At 36.3% G+C, this 20,775-nt stretch carries 20 protein-coding genes and 1 riboswitch; of the genes, 4 read left to right on the top strand and 16 right to left on the bottom strand.

The window, feature by feature from the left end; translation table 11 throughout:
- Positions 1–83: 83 nt before the first annotated feature.
- Positions 84–1,430: a short-chain fatty acid transporter gene (locus COO03_RS10250; protein ID WP_097897082.1), complete on the top strand. Its 1,347-nt coding sequence runs from the start codon at positions 84–86 to the stop codon at positions 1,428–1,430.
- Positions 1,431–1,493: 63 nt separating this feature from the next.
- Here the strand turns inward: COO03_RS10250 and COO03_RS10245 are convergent, their stop codons facing one another.
- The 3 genes from COO03_RS10245 to COO03_RS10235 form a co-directional block, all read right to left on the bottom strand.
- On the bottom strand, positions 1,494–1,847 hold the full coding sequence (locus COO03_RS10245; RefSeq protein WP_097897081.1) for a group-specific protein: 354 nt from the start codon (positions 1,845–1,847) through the stop codon (positions 1,494–1,496).
- A gap of 6 nt (positions 1,848–1,853) precedes the next feature.
- A complete protein-coding gene (locus tag COO03_RS10240; protein WP_097897080.1) occupies positions 1,854–2,237 on the bottom strand; it encodes an SWIM zinc finger family protein in 384 nt (127 codons plus the stop codon).
- 277 nt (positions 2,238–2,514) lie between these two features.
- Complete coding sequence (locus COO03_RS10235; RefSeq protein ID WP_141523109.1) at positions 2,515–2,775, bottom strand: hypothetical protein; 261 nt, start codon at positions 2,773–2,775, stop codon at positions 2,515–2,517.
- Positions 2,776–2,878: 103 nt separating this feature from the next.
- Positions 2,879–2,977, bottom strand: a riboswitch (SAM riboswitch).
- Between the two features lie 132 nt (positions 2,978–3,109).
- Here COO03_RS10235 and COO03_RS10230 point away from each other — a divergent pair.
- The gene (locus tag COO03_RS10230) at positions 3,110–3,301 is read left to right on the top strand and encodes a hypothetical protein (protein WP_097897079.1); all 192 of its coding nucleotides are present in this window, start codon (positions 3,110–3,112) and stop codon (positions 3,299–3,301) included.
- A 34-nt stretch (positions 3,302–3,335) separates the two neighbouring features.
- Here COO03_RS10230 and COO03_RS10225 read toward each other — a convergent pair whose 3' ends face one another.
- The 7 genes from COO03_RS10225 to rraA form a co-directional block, all read right to left on the bottom strand.
- Positions 3,336–4,058 (bottom strand): YwiC-like family protein, encoded by a 723-nt coding sequence (locus COO03_RS10225; protein ID WP_097897078.1) that lies wholly within the window; start codon positions 4,056–4,058, stop codon positions 3,336–3,338.
- A 187-nt stretch (positions 4,059–4,245) separates the two neighbouring features.
- On the bottom strand, positions 4,246–4,968 hold the full coding sequence (locus COO03_RS10220) for an ECF transporter S component (RefSeq protein ID WP_097897077.1): 723 nt from the start codon (positions 4,966–4,968) through the stop codon (positions 4,246–4,248).
- On the bottom strand, positions 4,941–6,602 hold the full coding sequence (locus COO03_RS10215; protein WP_170958114.1) for an ABC transporter ATP-binding protein: 1,662 nt from the start codon (positions 6,600–6,602) through the stop codon (positions 4,941–4,943). The genes COO03_RS10220 and COO03_RS10215 overlap by 28 nt, the downstream gene beginning before the upstream one ends.
- Positions 6,575–7,453 (bottom strand): energy-coupling factor transporter transmembrane component T, encoded by an 879-nt coding sequence (locus COO03_RS10210; protein ID WP_097897076.1) that lies wholly within the window; start codon positions 7,451–7,453, stop codon positions 6,575–6,577. The genes COO03_RS10215 and COO03_RS10210 overlap by 28 nt, the downstream gene beginning before the upstream one ends.
- Before the next feature lie 23 nt (positions 7,454–7,476).
- Positions 7,477–8,265, bottom strand: coding sequence for a DUF4430 domain-containing protein (locus COO03_RS10205; RefSeq protein WP_097897075.1), 789 nt, complete (start codon positions 8,263–8,265; stop codon positions 7,477–7,479).
- Between the two features lie 55 nt (positions 8,266–8,320).
- Positions 8,321–10,030: a DUF4430 domain-containing protein gene (locus COO03_RS10200; RefSeq protein ID WP_097897074.1), complete on the bottom strand. Its 1,710-nt coding sequence runs from the start codon at positions 10,028–10,030 to the stop codon at positions 8,321–8,323.
- 545 nt (positions 10,031–10,575) lie between these two features.
- Positions 10,576–11,061, bottom strand: a complete 486-nt coding sequence (gene rraA / locus COO03_RS10195; RefSeq protein WP_097897073.1) for a ribonuclease E activity regulator RraA — start codon at positions 11,059–11,061, stop codon at positions 10,576–10,578.
- Between the two features lie 123 nt (positions 11,062–11,184).
- On the opposite strand from rraA, the gene ybaK reads away from it, so the two are divergent.
- Positions 11,185–11,658, top strand: a complete 474-nt coding sequence (gene ybaK / locus COO03_RS10190; protein ID WP_097897072.1) for a Cys-tRNA(Pro) deacylase — start codon at positions 11,185–11,187, stop codon at positions 11,656–11,658.
- 286 nt (positions 11,659–11,944) lie between these two features.
- Positions 11,945–13,237, top strand: coding sequence for a histidine--tRNA ligase (locus COO03_RS10185; protein ID WP_097897071.1), 1,293 nt, complete (start codon positions 11,945–11,947; stop codon positions 13,235–13,237).
- Between the two features lie 318 nt (positions 13,238–13,555).
- Here the strand turns inward: COO03_RS10185 and COO03_RS10180 are convergent, their stop codons facing one another.
- From COO03_RS10180 to COO03_RS10155, 6 genes are all read right to left on the bottom strand, one after another.
- Positions 13,556–13,849 (bottom strand): DUF2653 family protein, encoded by a 294-nt coding sequence (locus tag COO03_RS10180; protein WP_097897070.1) that lies wholly within the window; start codon positions 13,847–13,849, stop codon positions 13,556–13,558.
- Between the two features lie 15 nt (positions 13,850–13,864).
- Positions 13,865–14,326: a hypothetical protein gene (locus COO03_RS10175; protein WP_097897069.1), complete on the bottom strand. Its 462-nt coding sequence runs from the start codon at positions 14,324–14,326 to the stop codon at positions 13,865–13,867.
- 266 nt (positions 14,327–14,592) lie between these two features.
- On the bottom strand, positions 14,593–15,282 hold the full coding sequence (locus COO03_RS10170; protein WP_097897068.1) for a 4'-phosphopantetheinyl transferase family protein: 690 nt from the start codon (positions 15,280–15,282) through the stop codon (positions 14,593–14,595).
- Between the two features lie 6 nt (positions 15,283–15,288).
- Positions 15,289–19,305, bottom strand: coding sequence for a Pls/PosA family non-ribosomal peptide synthetase (locus tag COO03_RS10165; protein WP_097897067.1), 4,017 nt, complete (start codon positions 19,303–19,305; stop codon positions 15,289–15,291).
- A gap of 276 nt (positions 19,306–19,581) precedes the next feature.
- A complete protein-coding gene (locus COO03_RS10160) occupies positions 19,582–19,806 on the bottom strand; it encodes a hypothetical protein (RefSeq protein WP_097897066.1) in 225 nt (74 codons plus the stop codon).
- Positions 19,807–19,848: 42 nt separating this feature from the next.
- On the bottom strand, positions 19,849–20,505 hold the full coding sequence (locus tag COO03_RS10155) for a uridine kinase family protein (RefSeq protein WP_097897065.1): 657 nt from the start codon (positions 20,503–20,505) through the stop codon (positions 19,849–19,851).
- Between the last annotated feature and the right edge of the window lie 270 nt (positions 20,506–20,775).

The following is a 20,775-nucleotide window of genomic DNA, read 5'->3' as shown; positions in this document are numbered from 1 at the left end:
ATCTGAATTTTCCGTTTTATAAAGGTTATTACTTACACGATAACGAATATTGTAAAGAAATATAGTCAAGGAGGTTGATGTATTTGTTTCGCTCTTTTACAAATGGTTGTGTTACACTTGTACAACGATTTTTACCAGATCCCTTTATTTTATCCTGCTTGTTAACCATTTTCGTTATCTTCTTTGGAATGTTTGCAACGCACCAATCACTAGTAGAAATGATTGCTCATTGGGGTAATGGTATTTGGGGTCTCTTAGCCTTCGCAATGCAAATGGCGCTTGTACTTGTTACAGGTTCCGCCTTAGCCAATGCTCCGCTTATTCGTAAAGGCTTAGCAAAAGCTGCTCAATTACCGAAAACAAGCGGACAAGGTATTATTGCGATCTCCATTGTTAGTTTATTAGGTGCCTACATAAATTGGGGATTCGGCATTGTTGTTTCTGTTTTATACGCTAAAGAAGTTGCCAGGCACATAAAAGGATTAGACTATCGTCTTGCAATCGCTTCTTCCTATTCTGGATTTCTCATATGGCACGCAGGATTTTCTGCCTCCATTCCACTTACTTTAGCATCTGGAGGAGAAACATTAATCAAAACAACAGCTGGTAGTATAAAGGAAGCAATCCCCATCACAGAAACATTATTTTCACCATATGCTATTGTCCCTGTTATCGTCTTCTTAGTTACCATGCCACTTATTAATAGAGCAATGCATCCTGATGCAGATCATACAATTACAGTTGACCCAAGTGTATTTCATGAAGAAGCGGCTGCTCAAGAAGTAGAAGCCCGTACATTTGCTGAGAAAATGGAAAATAGTATTTGGATGACTGTTTGCATTGGGCTCCTAGGAATTATCTATATTATTCATTACTTTAGTACGAAAGGCTTTAATCTTACACTCGATATCGTTATTTTCATGTTGTTAATCGCTGGTCTTATTTTTCACCGTACCCCTATCCAATACATTCGTGCCTTTTCAGACTCAACGAAAAGTGCTTCCGGGATTTTATTGCAATTTCCATTTTACGCTGGAATTATGGGAATGATGATTGGCACAAATAGCGATGGACTTTCACTTGGAGGAGCTATTTCGAACTTCTTTATTCATATTTCAAATGAAGCTACTTTTCCCTTATTCACATTTTTAAGTGCCGGAATTGTAAACATTTTTGTTCCATCTGGAGGCGGACAATGGGCTGTACAAGCTCCTATTATGATTCCAGCTGGAGCAGAACTTGGTGTACCTGCTGCTAAAACAGCGATGGCTATTGCATGGGGTGATGCTTGGACGAACCTAATCCAACCATTTTGGGCATTACCAGCATTAGCGATTGCAGGTTTAGGTGCACGCGATATTATGGGGTTCTGTGTGATTAACTTGCTTTATGCCGGTGCAGTTATCGGTTTATGTTTCCTTTTTATCTAAATTCCAACACACACAAAAAGCTAGTTTTATACTAGCTTTTTTCACATAATAACCTTAATACAATCAGTTGTTTTCTATACATCTTATTACATTAGACCATTCTTCACATGAAAGATTTAATCTTCTATATGCAAATAACGTCATACAAACACTTTCAATCACTGGAGGGTTGTCTCGTAAAAAATCCCATCTTAATAATTTCGGCAAGTCATACATTTTGTACTTTTTACTTTCCTTAATTATTCCATCAACTTCCCGTTCGCAAATTCCTCTCACTAAGTAATCATCTCTTAGTTCTTGATACACTTTTTGAAAAACCTTGCTATAATGTTTCAACTGAAGTAAACAAACCATATATGTACGAAACAATTCATCCTCTCGATTACAACATCTCATTATCCTTTCTACTTCATTCATATTTTTTCAACCTTTTCGCAACATCTTCTCTACAACCTGTACATTTTTAGAACTCCTTAATAACCTCTGCATGATTATTAACAATTCTTCTTTTTCTAACGTTTTCAACTTCTCTCTAACCATACTTTCCCCAGCACCTTGTATTTCGTATACAACCGCTGCCATATGCTTGCAATAATTCTCATAAGGACATTCACAAGTACTTTTCATAAAATCTACAAGATCAACGATTACTTCGTAGTTTCCGTAATTCCCTGTTACAAACGCAAATACTTTACCATCATGTATTTCTACATCCTCTACATGTCCCTCTTCATAATATTCGCATCCCCTATCTATAATGTGCTTAGGAATCCATTTTTTCAGTTCAGTTAATAAAAAAGCGTACATAACAATTCACTTCCTTAAATTTCCTTTTGACTTTCTTTCACATCACATGGTATTCTATTACATGTCAAGTGGCAAGCCTATTTGACAAAACAACTGACACCTACTCGGCGAAGGTGTCTCTTTTCGTTTCTAGCCGAATGAAATGCCTCTTTCAGGGCATATTCAACTTTTGACACTACACACTCAACACCATTCCCTTGTATCAGGCTGCTTTGGCAGTCTTTTACTCTACATATATTTTAAATTTTCAAATAAATGATAACATAAAAAAGAGAGACTAGCTCCCTCTTCTCGCCTTATAATATACCCCTTTTTCAGCATAAGAGTATTCATCATCAGCTAAAGTAATTTTCCCATCCAGTTTCAGTTCGTCTAATAGCCTTGATAAATAAAATTGGTGTAACATTTTTTTCGTGAATTTTCCTTCATGATGCGAAACGATATGCTCTTGAATATCTAATAGTGATATGGGTTTATCTTGTTCTATCATATATTCATACACTGCATTACGCAGCTTTACGTATTTTTCAAGTGTCACAGTACAATTGCAACCCCTTTCTTCTTATTCTGTTGTTTTCGGAATTGGTTTTTTTACAATAAAAAAACCTCTTCGATAAGAAGAAGTTATGTACGATATCTTCGTCTTATCTCCCAGAACAAATATGTTCTGCTGGAATTAGCACCTGCATCGCGGTTGCTGGGTTTCATCGGGCCAGTCCCTCCACCTCTCTGGATAAGAAAATATTCACTTTATATCTTACTATAGCTACTTCTGTTGTCATTGTCAAATCATACAAATTAACGACAATGGAGTTATATTTTCTCCTCTAATGCTCATACTAAAATTGTATGTACAAAAGGAGGAAATGATGATGGAGAAAAATGCCCGTGGATATGTTCAAGATTCGTTCCATTCACTACAAGAAGCGAAACATTGTTTAGAAAATGCCTTACAAACAGTTGAAAAAAGTAATAATCGGAAGCAAATCGAACAATCTCTTCAAGCAGTGGAACAAGCATTACAAGAATGTGATCATACTGTTCATATTTTAGAACAAAAATAAACACTGCCCATCTCTTTACTAGATGGGCAGTACCTCAAATGGCATACTGTAATAGTATTGCCGTCACAATTAAGAAATATACTGAATTAACGATTTCTAAAATCCCTACTTTTAAAATAGATATTTTTTTACCATATAATATAATGGCGCGAGCTAAGCTTGGAATAAAAACAAGGGAAAGCCATGGATTTACTACAAACAACACAATGGTCAATACAATGTGATATCCCCATGATACAAAGCGATAAATAGGATTATTCTTTTCTCGTATCATCGTCTTCACGTAGAATGTACTTCCTAAGAAATAAAGAAAAGAAACGACTGCAATCCACAATGCTGTTCCATCAATTGTCTTCATCGAAAAATAATAACTGACTAAACCGCCAATGCAGAAAACAAGTATTGCACAAATATCATTGACTAACGCTCGTTCCTTTTTTTGACGGGCGAAATACATATTTACGATAAAGAGAGGGATCATCATACCTACAAATAAAAGAATTTTCCATTCATATAGTAAAGATACGATTCCAAAAACACATGCAATAAGAAAATAAATGATTGCTGAATGTAGAAACTCTTTTTTTCGCAGCTGCTTTATATACATTAGAAATGGATACGTTGCTAAGTAGATAAACAACCAAGCAAGAAAGAGTGGGATATGATACAAAGTAGGTTTACCTAGTAATGCACTGAGTAAAAATGGAATCAGCAGCATCCCCCATGCACCGTGCTGCTTTGGAACAACTAGCCTCATGAATATTACATCTCCTCTTTGAAAACCTTTTTCATTTGCTATTATACAAAAATCTCATATAAAAATTAGAATATATTAAAACAATTTCTTGACACTTTTTTGCTATACATAAAAAATGCTTCTTACCATTGGTAAGAAGCATGAAAGAGGCAAACGAATATGTAAGTCGCGACCCTACTGTATATGATTATGCTTTGTTTCTTTCAGATATTCGTTCTCTATTATCATCTAAAATGCCATATTTCTTTTTAAATCTCGTAAGAATGGTAATCCATGAAGAACTAAATAAAGTAAGAAAGATGACATTTGAAATCGCATGGCCTAAATCAAAATAAAAGCTTGCAGCATAATACGAAAGGAATGCTTTCCATGTTACGTCTTGTATAAACCCAAGAAGTCCCCATAAGTTCATAATCCACCCAAAAATAAAGCCAACTATAAAACCGTAAATGATTCTTCCCCACAACTTTTTCATAATACATGTGTTTCGAAGTAAACCAGCCATAAACCCTATCATTCCCCAAGCAAACATTTGCCACGGTGTCCAAGGTCCTTGCCCTAAAAAGATATTGGATACAATCGCTGCTGTTGCCCCAATCATAAATCCTGTTTCACTTCCAAACACAATCGCAGAGACAATAATGACAAAAGAAGTTGGTTGTACACTTGGCATAATGGAAAAGGGAACACGACTAACTGCTGCTATCGCTGCTAAAATAGCCACCATAACAATTTCACGTGAAACAAAAGCTTTCTTCTCAAACCGTATATAAAAAGGTAACATGATAATAACTAATAAAAGTAAACTGCACCAAATATAATGTCCATCTATTACAAGAGAAGTAAAAAGGAGTGTACTTATTACAATAATAAAAATACATATTATAAAAGCAAAGTATCGTTTGGACACGCTTCGTACACATCCTCCCACGTTAATGCATAAGGTAATTGCCTGCGAATGAAACGGTTAATAGATGTTGTATAAAAGAAATTATCACTAAAGAATTCCTTCGGCGCATCATTCATAATGATCTTTCCATCAAATAACATCATACAATGATCCACATATTTTGCTGCAAATTCAATGTCATGAGTTGCCATTACGATGGTTGTTCCTTCTTTTTGCAACTCTTGAAACAATTGACCTAATCTTTCTTTTTTCCCTGGATCTAATCCTTTTGTTGGTTCGTCTAATAACAATAAACTTGGTTTTGATAATAAAACCGTACATAGTGCGATTAGCTGTTGCTCTCCCCCGCTGCAATCATGCGGATGACGATCACGGATGGAATACAGCCAAAATCGCTGCAACATATCTTTTGTCACTTGATTTGCTTTTTCACCATACAACTCATTCGCTCGTTCAAAAACTTCTTCCCACACTGTATCACATGTAAAATGATAGTACGGATGTTGCGATACATATCCGATTCTTTTAAATCGTTCTTTTGAATCGATTTTATGAATCTCCGTTCCGTTCCACCGTACTTTTCCTCTTCTAGCTTTTTGTAAGCCTGCTAAAATCGCTAAAAGTGTCGATTTTCCAGCACCATTTTTCCCCACAAGCGCCGTCCATTTCCCTTGCTCAATCGATAACGTTAAATCCTGTAAAATAAACGGACTGTTCTTTTCATATTGAAATGATATATGTTCTGCTTCTAACATTACTTTTTTTGCTTCAGCTCGCGATATACCTGGCACTTCATGTTCTATAGATACTTCTGAACGAAGACGTGTTTGTGCCTCACGGACTGTAAAAGGAATTGTTTCTACATTCCATTCTAGAAACAATCTTGGAATTTGAGGGATAAATGGTCGAAATTCTTCTAATTCCCACATTTTCGATATAACATGTTGCGGGATTCCATCATAAATAATTTCCCCAGCATTCATAAACACAACTCGCGTTGCAAGTGGAATGACCTCATCTAAACGATGTTCACTCATGATAATGGTAATCCCAAGTTCTTCATTAATTCGTTTTAGCAGCCCTAAAAATTCCTTAGCAGCAATCGGATCAAGCTGTGCTGTTGGTTCATCAAGCAATAGTAGCTTTGGTTGTAAAACCAAGACTGCCGCTAAATTAACCAGTTGTTTTTGTCCGCCGGATAGGGTATGAACAAATTGATGGAGTAACTCTTGAAAACCTAAAAAACTAATGAGTTCAGCGATTCTTTTTTGAATAACATGTGATGCCAGTCCAACATTTTCTAACGAAAACGCTAGCTCTTGGATCACTGTATCCATAACGAGTTGATTTTCTGGATTTTGAAACACCATTCCGACTTCTTGCGCTGACAATAAATCTGGTATCTCTTGCAGGGAAACTCCATCATAATACACATTACCTGTACGTTTTCCAATTGGGAGTAACTCTTTTTTTAAATGTTTCAAAAGTGTTGTCTTACCACAGCCTGATTGGCCTGCTAGTACAATAAACTCACCTTGTGAAACAGATAAAGAAATATGAGTTAAAGCTTGTACACTTTCATCATTATATGCAAATGATAAATTCTTTATTTCTGCATGCGCCACCATATCCATTCCCTCCCCTCCATGATAATTGGTAAACTAATAAACATTATAAATAGAACGAATAGTATGCCATCATACTGCTGAAATACAATCGATTCTACTCTTGGATAGATTGATAACTTACCAGCCCCGCAAAAATCGAATGCAAGACAGCTTAGTAATACAATCACTAAATACGTAATTACATACCAATCTTGTCTTCCCATTCGATAGCGAATATACGTGCTGCGCTTTGTCACACCAAACCCGCGTGCTTGCATAGAATCTGCCGTTTGTAATGCATCCTCCAAGGAACAAACAAGGAGTACTTGTAAAAGTTTCATTCCACTTTTAATTCTCTCGATTATTGAACCGGAATCTAATTGAACACCTTTCGTTTTTTGAACGAGAGTAATTTGTCTTAAACGCCGAATAAATAAAGGAACAAAACGCACGGTAATCATTGTTAACAGCGCAACTTTTGGTGAAATCCGTGAAAATAAATACAAAAATTTATGACTCGAAATAATATCATTGTAGGAAGTAAAAGTAAACATAATAGCAAGTAACGATAGTCCCATTACTAACCCATACATACATGCTTCTAATGTAATTCGGTTATCACCTAAACGAAATAATGTGGTTGCTCCCCTGTGCGTTAATAACGGATTTAACACAATAATCATTACAAAGAAAACAAACATGCTTGGTAACATTTTTTTGATTTTTTCGCTATTTCCTTGCATGATGTTTAACAACACCATCATAATAATCGCACCAACTAAAAAAAGAGGATGAAGACACAGCATACATAGTATCATCACCCCAATATAATAGAAGGAATTCACAAAAGGATGTAAAGAAGAAAAGATAATTTTCATAACCCTTTACCAAAGACCCTTTCCTAATTTAGCACATATACCCATTCGATTTTATCTCCCGGCTTCACTGTTACCGCACCAGCACTGCGATTTGGAAAAGTACCATTTACACGGTATTTCCATCCGCTAGTTGATCCTTTATCAAATTCATATAAATCATTAATTCCTTTTACATATTTACTGTTTCCAGATCCAGTTGAATCAATCTCCAGCCCTGTATTTTTTAACACCTCAAAAACTGTAGCTCCCTCTTGAATATCGACTTTTTTTGCATCTAATAGATATCCCTGATCTCCACGTACAGAAATAGTAACTTGCTTAGCTTGTGGCGTTGGAACTGGTGTAGGCTCAGGTTTAGGAACTACTGGCTGTGGTACTGATTGTTCCTGCTTTGGCGTTTCTTTCGGCTGATTGACTACTTTCGTATCTTCTTTTACTGCTGGTTGTTCCGATTGCTTTTGTTCAGCCTTTTTTTCTTTTACTTTTGGTTGTTCTAATTGTTTTGGCTCAGAGGCTGGTTCTTGCTCTTTTTTCTCTTCTTGTTTTACCTCAGCTTTTTCTTGAGGTTTTTGCTCTTGATTATCTTTTAGTTGTTCTTCTGTTTGTTTTTGTTCTTCCGGTTGTTTTTGTTCCTCTGTTTTTTTCGACTCTTCTTGTTTATTCTCATCTTTCTGTTCTTTTTGTTTTGCTGCCTCTTTTTGCTCCGTTTGTTTAGAAGCCGCTTTTTGTTCTGGTTTCACTTCACTTTGGTTACATCCTACAAGCAATCCAAGTGAAAGGACAAATGAAATGAACCATTTCATCATATTCATACTGTTCTCACCTTTCCTAATAAAATTAGGAGCAAATCATTGCTCCTAATTTTTGTTAAGCTGCTTTTCGTCTCCATAAAGCATATGCCGAAGCGATGCATAATACACCCATTCCGACTGGCACAGCAACATCACCAGCTGATGATCCTGTTTTTGGTAATTGACGATTTTTTGCAGTTTTTTCGTTATTTACTGTTTTTTCTTTTACAACAACATCTGATACCTCGTCTTTTGTTTGTTGTTGTGGTTCTTCTGTAACTTTTTCTTTTTCTACTGCTGGTATCTCTGGTTCTACAATTGGTTTCTTATCAATTTCAGTTCCGATTGTATCATTCGACCAATCATATATAGAGCCATTACCATGTACAAACTCTTTATATTGAAGTAATGCTAAAAGGGCTTGTTCAGTAGCCATACTATTACCCTCTGTATCATTTGGCAACCATTTAAATTCACCATTTTCCAGCTGGTATGATAGTAGATTTTGAACCGCGTTTACATCATTTTTCGTAAACGCATCACCAGTTGGGTCACTTCCTATCATCGATAATCCCATAACTGCTTGTGCAGCGCTATTGGCATTCTCTTGACCGTCAGCTTCAAATCCACCATTGTTTAATTGTTTACTTGATAAATATTGTACCGCTTTTTCAGCAGCTTGTTTAACTTCTGGTTGTTTCTGATAAGGTGTTAATGCTGATAAAACCATTCCTGTTACATCAACACTACTAGCATCTTCCTTACTGCTTTCAACATTGTAAGTCCAGCCACCATCTGTATGCTGTGCATTTAAAATTTCTTTCACTAAAGCTGCACGATTCCATTTTGCTTCAGCTGGCACTTCATATTTCTTTGTATCAAGCGCAATTAAAGCAAATGTATAGCCAGTAACAGAATTTAGTTTTTCAGATTGATACAATTTTTGGATTAAATTCTGTCCAGCTACATTTCTTGGATTCCCATTTACTGCTGTCACAGCTAAAACCGTTCTCGCTAAATCCGTAGGAGTCAAACGGTTCATCTGCTTTTCTACCTTTTGTGTTAATGACTGCAGATAACCAACCTTCATTTCTATTGGTACATTTTGTCCTGAACGAGCAAGCGCAATTGCTGTCCAGTCGCTATCGATTCCATCATTCATCATCTTTTGTGATGTTTTAGCGATCGCTTGATCTAATTGTTTCACGAGCAATTCATTTGTGATTGGCTCTTTCGGCTGAGTCGTATCTTGTTTTTGTTCATCTGGATTTTGTTCACCTGGATTTTGCTCGTCCGGCTTTTGTTCATCTGGATTTTGCTCATCTTGGTTACTCTTACAAGTTCCAATTCTATCAAGCACTTGTTGTAATGTTTCTTGACTCATATTGTTCCAATCTGCAACAAAACGAAATGCTACAACATCTCCAGAGTCTAATTTATAACTATCTGCCCCTACCATTGCTGCTTTATCATTTACATCATATGTCCAGCCACTTGTGTCGCCGCCCATTAAACCGTCAATACCTTTTACATAAATGCCGTATTTTGTATTTTCAGCTATTACTTTATCCCCCATGGCTTTTTGTAACAAACTATAGGCCGTTTCTCCGTCTTCAATTGACACTTCTTTCGGACACAAAATAACTCCTTTTTGCGATTCCCCAATAATCGCAAGTGTTGCTGTTTTTCCTTCAGCAAACGTAATATGTACTGTATTTGCAAATGAAACAAATACTAATGCAACTGCCATTATCAACGTAAGCAGCCATTTTTTCATCATTGCCATCCTCGGTTATTCCTCCCTTGCTTAAAAAAGGCCCTTCAAGAGCATGTAATAGCACCTACCGTGAGTACATTTCCTATCTACATAGGTGACTGTTTTATTTGTATAGGAAAGATCATGTAGCTTATGAATGTATTATTGTGATAACATTCACTTTTCACAGCGAACCCATTTCATTTTCACCAATTTCCTTATTAAAGTTATCGTATAAACGACATACCTATACATTCATCAGACAATAAATTTCTGTATCATTTTACTATTGACACAGAATTTTGTCTATGTTTTATTGGATTTATTTTCTAATAATACTAGATAATTATATTGGGTAATAAAGCTTCTATATAAATCCATTTTAATTTTTCGACATCTAAATCCCTGTTATGCAGAACAAAAAGTAACTTACACTCGTTTGCTCTTTCTGTTTTTACTTCGCATGTGGCAGAAATAGACCATGACCACTTCTATGCATGACCAGATGCTCTCTCCCACCTAAAAAGAGGGATTTTATGTCGTTTTTTAATTGATGTATATATACTATGCGCCCACTACAGGTTATCGTGAATACGTTTTTCACATACAATAACACCATCTTCATCCGCATACACATATTGATTAGGAATCCACTCAATTGCTCCAAATTGTAAAGGGATTTCTGCCTCTCCTTTTCCCTCTTTTCTACTTCTCTTTGGCATTGTTCCTAATGCCAATATACCAATATTAATGTTCCGCAGTTCCTTAGAATCACGAACACATCCATATATAATAACCCCTGCTAAATTTCGTTCTTCTGCAATGTTTGCCAAATTATCTCCAAGTAACGCACAATTCGTAGAACCCTCTCCATCAACTACTAATACAGTTCCTTCCGGCAACGATTGCAACGCTTCTTTCACTAATACATTATCATCTTTCACTTTAACTGTTGCAATTTTCCCATAAAATTGCTCCTTCTTGCCGTATGACTGAAACGCTTGCTGACATACTTGTACCTCATTTTCAAAAACATCACAAAGATCTGCTGTTTTCCACATCTTTCTCCCTCTCTTCTTTTACATTATATGTTACATATTCTTGTATTTTTGCATTTCCCCTGTCTTATGTTATAAAATTTTGTATACTAAATAAGACGAAATACATATAAGGAAGTGTACTATATGAGTAGCAAAACAAACGCTTGTCGTCTACTTGATAAGCATAAAACTAAGTACTCCGTCCATGAATACGAATGGGATGAAGAAAATTTAAATGCTAAGCATGTCGCAGAGCAGGTTGATCTGCAATTAGAACAAGTTTTTAAAACACTGGTCCTTCGAGGCGATAAGACAGGTGTTATTATGGCGTGTGTTCCTGCCCATAAAGAATTGAATTTAAAAGCATTAGCATCCGCAAGTCAAAATAAAAAAGTTGAAATGGTTCACATGAAAGAAATACTAGGGCTTACAGGTTACATTCGCGGTGGTGTCTCGCCGCTAGGCGCGAAAAAGAACTATCCATTATATATTGATGAATCAGCAGCTAATCTTAATCCAATCAGTATTAGTGCTGGTAAAAGAGGATTACAAATTTTTATATCCGGCAAAGATTTAATTGAAGTAACAAGAGCTACTACTGCTACAATTACATTATAAACATTATCCCTTAACACAATACGACATGTTAAGGGATTATTTTTCGAAAAATATTGATATTCAAAAAAACATTTGTTATAATTTTAAAAAAACTCAAGGAGAGATTGCATATGTTTTATTTTAATACTTCTTTCCAACTTCATCATCATACATAACGCCGTGTATCCGAAGAATTTTTTCTTCGTGGGTACAGGGCTTTTCCTGTTGACCCACGAAGCATCTATAAAGCTATGTGGGTATTTTTATACCTGCATAGCTTTTTTTAATTTAAAAAGGAGTGATTCAAATGGATATAAGAAATGTAAAAGGAACAAAAGATTATTTACCGTCAGAACAAATATTGCGAAATACAATTAAACGAGCTTGTGAAGAGACTTTTGAGCGCTATGGCTGTAAACCACTTGAAACGCCTACACTAAATATGTATGAACTTATGGCTTACAAATATGGCGGTGGTTCCGAGATTTTAAAAGAAATGTATACACTACGTGACCAAGGAAACCGCGAACTCGCACTTCGTTATGATTTAACAATTCCCTTTGCAAAAGTTGTAGCAATGAATCCGGATATTCGCCTTCCCTTTAAACGATATGAAATTGGCAAAGTATTCCGTGACGGTCCAATTAAACAAGGTAGGTTCCGCGAGTTTATCCAATGTGACGTTGATATAGTTGGAGTAGAATCCGTTATCGCTGAAGCTGAATTAATGGGCATGGCTTTTGATCTTTTTCAAACTTTAAACTTAGATGTTACGATTCAATATAATAATCGTAAGTTATTAACAGGTATTCTGAAATCAATTGAAATTCCAGATACCTTAACAAATGATGTCATTTTATCATTAGATAAAATTGAAAAGATTGGAATTGACGGTATACGAAAAGACTTACAAAGTCGTGGAATCGTAAAAGAAATGATAGAGATTATTTGTAATACGATTAAGTCTTGCCTGACATTAGACTTAAATGAATTTAAAGAAACGTTCTCAAATTCACTTGTTACAGAGGGTATCAATGAACTCGAGCAATTACAACAATATTTACTCGCACTTGGGATCAAAAACAATACTAGTTTCAATCCATTCTTAGCGCGAGGTCTTACAATGTATACAGGTACAATTTATGAAATTTTCTTAACAGATGGTAGTATTTCTTCAAGTATTGGTAGTGGCGGACGTTATGATAATATAATTGGAGCCTTTCGTAATGATAATACACCTTATCCAACAGTAGGTATTTCCTTTGGTCTAGATGTTATTTATACTGCGCTTGTGCAAAAAGAAACAAATTCTAATTCTGCTGATATTTTCATTATTCCAATTGGAACGGAAACGAAGTGTTTACAAATCGCCCAGCAATTACGCTCGAATCATACTCTTAAAATTGAACTTGAACTTGCTGGCCGCAAGCTGAAACGAGCTCTTAATTACGCAAATAAAGAAAAGATTCCTTACGTGCTTATTATTGGTGAAACCGAAATCTCTACGGAAACCATTGTTTTACGTGATATGAAAGAAGGTGTAGAGAAAAAGATTCCTCTCTCCTGTATCGAAAACGGGACCCTAAGAGATTATTTATAATCAAAACTACCCTTTCACTTACATGAAGTCCTTGGAGTTAGTATAGTCATATGAACACAACTTAGTTAAGTCCTTACAATGCGTTTCAAGGAGGAAGTGTCCGTATGACAAACAAGAAATTTAATGAAGAGTTTAAAAAAATGGTTGCTGAATTATATCGTTCGGACAACTTGTAAAACAATTAAAAAGATCTGTGCCATTACAAGTGTAAATCAAGCTGTTTTATATCGGAAATTAGGAAAACCGAATAAAAATCAAAAAACCGATTCTTTAAATACATAAGAATCGGTTTTCTTCTATTTTAAATTGTTCTCTTCTTTATGCTACCTCTATATCCGCTGCAAATCCTGTTTGCTCATGAAATTGTAAGTCAATGCGCAAACTCTCCGGAATAAAATTGTGATATTCACGTAGGTAAAATGCAATTGCATCAATTAATTCCTGCTCACCAAGCTCTACAGTTCGATACGGCAAACGAGCACTGGCGCCAAATCCTTTATTCGGATGAAACTGCAAATCAACATCAATTTGCTCCGGACGATACGCGTGGATAGCTGCCGCATGTACACAAACCGCATCAACTACATCTTGTTCAGTAAAGAAAATCTTCATCGTTCTCTCTCCTTCTTAACGTCTTACGAAAATACGTCGCAGAACCCAAACAATTCCTAAAAGGATGACAATATCTATTAACAAACCACTAGAAAAAAAGCTTCCGCCTACTCCACCAACTCCATGATTTCCAAATGGATGTAGCATACTACCTAGTAAAGCTCCTGCCCCAAATGATGCTGCATGGCCCCAAAAGCTAGATTTCTTAGGAGCTGGCTGTGACTGTGGTGTACGATCTACAGAAGCTGGTTTCTTCGATTGCACATTTGATGACGAAGATTTATAGCCCGAATGATATGTCCCATCTGAAGAACGATGACTACCAGAAGTCGACCCTTTCGTGCTGAATCCTCCGCTACTAGAATGGGATGAAACTGACGATTTACCGCCACTATAGGTTTTTGCCTGTGCAAATGTTGGTAAGGCAAACAGAGTGAAAGCTAACATTAGTGTGAAAATTTTCTTACTCATATTCATCTGAATCCCTCTTTCATAAAAAATGAAATGTAGCACTAGTATAATTAACTTTTCTATTTCTTGCACGTATTTTGTACAAGAGATAGCTACAGTTGAAAGTCCTTATTAACACTATGTTTTTTAAGATAAAACAACCAAAATCAGAACAGTTCTTCTGCATTTTCCACTATGATTGTCATAAAGTGAAACTTCCATCAGTGAAGAGTTTTTTCATCTCCCACTGATGAAACTTACCACCCGCTAGATCGAGATGAAAAAACTCTTCATTAATAACTAGAGCGATAAAGTCTTTCCTCTATTAAATGTTTCATAGTAGTATATTGAACGTTCTTAGAAAAATCCTTTCCTCTTGTACATACTGAGAGAATATACTCTTGGTGGAAGGGAATTTGTTTTATAAACCAAATTTCCTTCCATTGTTCATCGTATACTCTCCCCTCTGAAAGGGAAACTGTAAAAGAAGACAAGTTTTTAGATACACCTGTTCCAATCGCTTTTATATAACTTTCCTTTCCAGTCCAAATGTGATAAAAAGTCTCTGATTGTTTGTCTTCCGGTATTTTCTTCCACCATTTTTGCTCTTGTGATGAAAACAAATACTCCATTGCTTGAAAATCCACTGCCCGCACACATTCTATATCTATTCCAACAGGCTGCGTATCCACTGCGCATACAACCCATTCGCCTGCATGAGATAAACTAAATTGAAATGAAGGCAGATTATGAATATAGGGCTTTCCATATAAAGTACGGCCCCACTCGATCATATTTTTCATACCATATTTTTTATATACAATGTGATGCACTAGTGCATCACATACTATTTCTCTCATGATATCTTCATACGTTTTTCGAAGCGAGATTCTTGCACGTCTTTCTTCACTTATATAGGGAAGAAGATGTTCCCAATTGATGAACGTCTCTTTCTCCATATGCACTGCATATATTTCTAGCATATGAAATCACCCAACTTCCTTACTTTGTCTCTCTGTGGCATAACAATAGTTAGCAGGTGCTCCTTCCCAATGTGTATAAGCAGGTAAGGTTTCTCCTTTCATGACAAGCGAAAGGTTTCCAAGTGATGATCCCGGATTCATAACCGTATCATATAAAACAACAGAACCATTTCCGATTGAACAGCTATTACCAATAACAAGATTGGACATTTTCATAACACGATCCTCAAATAAATGCGTCTGCAGCGTACTATTCAAGTTAATGGCAGCACCATCTCCAATATGCACTAAATCAAACTCTGATATGTGTGTAGAATCCAAGAATACTCTTTCTCCCATTTTCACGCCAAACCAGCTCAGAATATACCGCGCAAACGGTGTCCCTAAAAATAAATTTAACAAGTAAGGAACAGTCACATTTTCATATAAAGCTGTCACTAATTCACTACGCCATACAAATGTGCTCCATAGCGGCTTCGCCGTCTGCTCGTAACGACCAATGAGGAGTCTTTTAATAAGAACAACTAATCCTGATGCTAGTAAACCTGCTCCTATCGTTAACAATGGAAACAATGCAATGATCTCGAAGGCAGAAAAATAGCGAGTTTCCTCCCAGAGGCTAAACACTAAAAAGCCACTAATCCAAATAGCAAAAGCACCAGGAAGCGTAACGCGACAAAATTCAATCATAAGTCGTTTTATATAAAGACTTCTTGTTGGATGATATGTTTCCTCTTCCGAGAAAGAAGTATTAATGTCTCGGTTTGGTAAAAATATAGATGGTGAACCTAACCATGATGTATCATTAGAAATCTCTTTTTCCTCCGGAGGAACAGACATAACTCCAATTAAACAACCATTTCCGATTGTTTTTCCTCCTTCAATATGAGCGCTATTTCCAATAAACGTACGGCTTCCAATCTTTGTTTTCGCAATATGAATTTGATTACGAAATACTTTTGGTGTACCAATAGAAACAGCATCAGCAATAAAGCTTCCTTCACCCGCGATTAGTAAATCTGGGGCAATATTCGTAACGGTAGAAACTTCAACCATTTTCCCCATTTTCGCACCGAGTAGACGTAGAAATGGCGCTGCATAAATTGTCGCATACAGTGAATTATTGAATGCTAAGCTCATCATGAGTAGCTTATCTACAAACCATTTTCGTACATAAAATATACTATGCAACGAATATTGTCCTTCTTTTACTCGGCCTAGTATAACCCGTTTTAGCAAGACGATTACAAAACATAACGTAACTACAGCTATAAGCGAAAATATAGGTGCTAAAAGCAACTCCCAAGCTCCCATATATGGAAATAAGCCTCGTATTAGAAAAATAGCTGGTAAAAAACTCATACTCGGAACTAACATAAGCATAATGATTCCAACTATATACAATACGCCAAGCCCAAAACGATGCAATCTGTTTTGTTTTGCTGAAAAAGCTGCCATCGCCTCTACGTGATCATCTTTTACATTTGTTTGCCTTGCAGGAGAGCCGCTCCAACGCTCATTAGATGGTATAACCATATTAGAAGGAAGCATCGATTGCTCTCCTAATTGCGAGTGATCTTGGACAGTTATATTAGGAGAAATAACTGCATTTGCTCCGATATAACAGTTGTTTCCCACTGCAATTTTACCGATTTTTAGTGTATTCCCTTCAACTGTGTAACCAAGCAGCTGTGCGTCTAATCCAATACTACTTTCATTTCCGATTTCAATTAAGTCAAATGAATGCAAGTGCTGCGTGCCAATGTAACAATTTTTTCCGATTTTTGCTCCCATCAGACGATAATACCAATTTAAAAACGGTGTTCCTGTTAAGAAGCTAACCGGTGCAAGTGCTTGAATTCGGCGCACAAGCCACCAACGAAAGTAATAACTTCCCCAAAGTGTATACTCTCCCTCTTTAAAACGACCAATTAAGAGCCACTTTGCCGCAATAGAAATAATAATCATAGCCGGACAATAAATAGCAAACATAGAAACTACAGCTAAGAAAATTTGCTCATCTCCCCACGGACTATTAGATAAATGTAAATACACAAGTACAAAAGGCAACGATGCTAAAAGTGTAAGGGCATATATACTAATTCCCTGCAAAAACCCATTTTTCTTATATACACCGTCTGATACAGGCGGTAATTCTTTACGGTCTGGTTGCTTTATTTCAGGTCTAGATTGTGATTGTATAAAATCAGCAAGCTGCTCAATTGTTGGATGTGCATACACATCTGAAACAGCCATACCTGTCATCATGCGATGTTCCCGAAGTTTTGATACAACGAGCGCAGCGAATAAGGAATGCCCGCCTAAATCATCAAAGAAATGTTCTGTAACAGAAATATTATCTTGCTGGAAAACTTCTTGCCATGCCTTGGCGATTATTTCTTCCATTTCGTTTTTAGGCGCTGTATATTCTTTCTGAAAACGCTGCTGCCCTGTTGGTGCCGGTAAACCCTTACGATCAACCTTTCCGCTTATAAGAGTCGGAAGCTCATCAAGCACCTCAATGTAAGAAGGTACCATATATGCCGGAAGCCGTTCTTTAAGACGGTTGTGTATAACCGACATATGTGGCGTCTCTCCTTCATCCAATACAAGATAAGCAACTAATACTTGTAGCCCAGGTGCTTGTTCATGTACATTCACAACAGCACCCCGCACATGAGGAACAGCCATGATAACTGCTTCGATTTCGCTAAGCTCAACGCGATATCCACGAATTTTCACCTGACTATCAATTCTTCCTAAAAATTCAATATCTCCTTGCTTGTTAAAACGAACTAAGTCTCCTGTCCGGTATAAACGCGTTGAATCAAAAGGTGTTTTACAAAATGGATTATCAACGAACTTTTCTTTTGTTAAATCTTCTCGGTTCACATAACCACGAGCTAATCCAGCACCTCCAATATATAATTCACCGGATTCTCCAATAGGAATGGAATGCATCTGTTCATCTAAAATATAAACGGTATAGTTAGGAAGAGGTTTTCCAATTGTCACTGGTTTGTTCGGATCGCATTCTGCATAAGTAGCAATTACTGTTGCCTCTGTTGGACCGTACGTATTCATCATACGCCTTCCAGGTCGACACCAGCGCTGTACAACATGACTTGGACACTCTTCTCCTCCAACAATTAACAAACGCAGTGTTGGAATATCTTCTTCCCACATCGTAAGCAATGTTGGTACACAAGAAAGAACAGTCACACCAAGCTCTGTCAACCTCTTCGGTAGCTCCATTCCACTTTGCTGTAACTTACGTGTACCAACTACAAGTGCTGCACCGTTTGAAAATGCCATCCAAATTTCCTCAACAGATGCATCAAATGCAGTGGTAAATCCTTGGTACACTCGATCTTCTGGCACAACTTGATAAAAAGTTTGCGAAGCTCTCACAACATGAGCTGCAGTATGATGCTCAATTAACACACCTTTTGGACGCCCTGTCGTGCCTGAAGTGTAAATAATATAAGACAAATCATCACACTGTACTTGCACTTCTTCTTTACATAAGCGTTCACCATCTTGATCTGCAATCAATGTCGCTTCTTGATCTAATAGAACAGCTAAGCATTCTACATGATACCGAGCAGCAATTTCCGCAGTCATAATAACTGCTGCAATGCCGCAGTCTTGTACAATATATTGCACCCGGTCTTCTGGATAACTCGGATCTAGCGGTACATACGCAGCTCCCGCTTTCATAATACCCAGCATCGCAATATAAGTTTCTATAGAGCGATCTAGAAGAATCGCTACGCGGCTGCCGCGTTTAATTCCTTTCAATCGTAAATATCTGGCTAGTTTATTCGACTCTACTTCTAGCTCTCTATACGTTATCTTCCTATCGTCACAAATAACAGCTATCCTGTTTTCATAACGATCTACAATTTCTTCAAATATATAATGTAAACATTCCTCTTTAAGGAGTTCTGGTTTTCTTTGACCGTAATTCCATTCGAAAGGAGGAAAATGCGTATGTGTAGATGCTTCTAGTATGGACTTCATACAATTCAATCCTTTCCCCACAGTAACATGTATTGGATAACAAATTATTTTTCCACTGTACGCTATATAAATTTCGTTCTAGTATTATTACGCAGAAAATACAAAGAACAAGAGTAAACAGCTTTAGCCTGAAATATAGCACACACATATGTAAATCATGTGTCCAAACTGTGTACAATGTACATACCAAAATATTCAAGGTGGGTATCAAATCGGAGAGGGCACTCATAAGAGTGTCTTTTCTTTATGAAAAAATCCCCACACAATGTGTAAGGATTAAGAACAGCACCATATCGCCTTGTCAAAGGCATCTTCAGGAATATATACTTTGTTATTTTTAACTTTATATGGGATATCATTTCTCTCAAGTTTATTTGTATCAACAGACTCTACCGTATCACCCCATTGTATGTATTTGCCACTGTAACCTTTTGGATACAAAAATACAACTAAAAGAATCAAAAATCCAAAAAATAAAAATACTATTCGCTTCTTTCCCATTTTTTCACCTCTTTATCAATAATAGAAATAGAGCATTTGCATTTAAACTCCATAAAACTCAAATGTATTTTTTTCTAGACATATTGCTTCATCGGAATTTTTGATAATAATATCAAAATGTTGACTGTATGGATGCATAAACACTTCGTACTGAATCCGACGTTCTTCATGAGACTGCCTTAAATAATTGATATTAGCTCCCCTTTCAGCAATATCACGGCTAGACCTTCTCATTAATTCCGTTTCACCATCTGTATAGAAGTAAATTTTTAAATCAAATAAATCGGGATTAATAAATGCGACACTCATTCCTTCTACAATCGTCACTTTGTTTTTTGAAGAAATCAGCTCGCTTTTCATATAATGCGTATCTATTGTATACAAATCTAAACCAGCTCTGACCATCTGAACATCTCTTTCTAAAGCAGACAAATGATGCGCTGATGGATGACAAGCCGTCATTTTATTATGATGATTTTCGTTTTGATATGTATAGTGAATAATTGCATACTTTCGTATGTCCGAACTAACAATGTATGGATCTGTATTAATATAATTCACTTCATTTTGATTTAATAGGTCTACAAGCATATTGGCAAACGTTGTTTTTCCAGCAGCACCATGCCCTGAAATACCAATAACAATTTGTTCATCAGTCATACTAACCCAATTTATGATTTCTTGTAATAACTTATCCATCCTTCTCCCCCTTTTACTGATATACTGCCCTTATTTTAATTAGTTGAATATCGATATATTCTCTCGTCTCATTATACATGAAATAAAAAAATGGTATAATCCTCCATCATAACATTTCTATTTTTAAATGTAGTGTAGTGTTTTCAAAACAAACGTATTAAAATAGTAATTTCGTTTCTTTAAGAACTACAGAAACGACTTTATTATATATACATCAATTAAAAAAACGACATAAAATCCCTCTTTTTAAGTGGGGGAGAGCATCTGGCC

The sequence above is a fragment of the Bacillus sp. AFS098217 genome, from assembly GCF_002551815.1.
Taxonomy (GTDB): Bacteria; Bacillota; Bacilli; order Bacillales; family Bacillaceae_G; genus Bacillus_A.
Note: the sequence above shows the minus strand (reverse complement) of the source record. Positions and strands in the feature narration are given on the sequence as shown.